The sequence below is a fragment of the Clostridium tarantellae genome (assembly GCF_009295725.1).
In the GTDB taxonomy this organism is placed as follows: domain Bacteria; phylum Bacillota; class Clostridia; order Clostridiales; family Clostridiaceae; genus Sarcina; species Sarcina tarantellae.
In genome coordinates, this window is record NZ_WHJC01000708.1 from 1 (window position 1) to 255 (window position 255).

The 255-nt window shown below is 38.4% G+C and carries 1 rRNA gene; it reads left to right on the plus strand.

Annotated features, from left to right (window positions below):
* Positions 1-137: 137 nt before the first annotated feature.
* Positions 138-255, plus strand: a 23S ribosomal RNA gene (locus tag GBZ86_RS16900); the annotation flags it as partial.

Consider the following 255-nt stretch of genomic DNA (forward strand, 5'->3'; position numbering starts at 1 on the left):
CACATAAGTATAAGTTGAAGATAAAGCCAATTAAATTTTACTATTCTTTGTAATAGAGAACTAATTGCTAAAATGAAACTCAGCAAAGCTGAGTACAGTTCTTTTACTAAATCATAGATTTAGAAAGGACTAGCATAGGTCAAGCTACAAAGGGCGTATGGTGAATGCCTTGGCATCAGGAGCCGATGAAGGACGTGATAAGCTGCGATAAGCTTCGGGTAGACGCACATAGTCTGAGATCCGAAGATTTCCGAA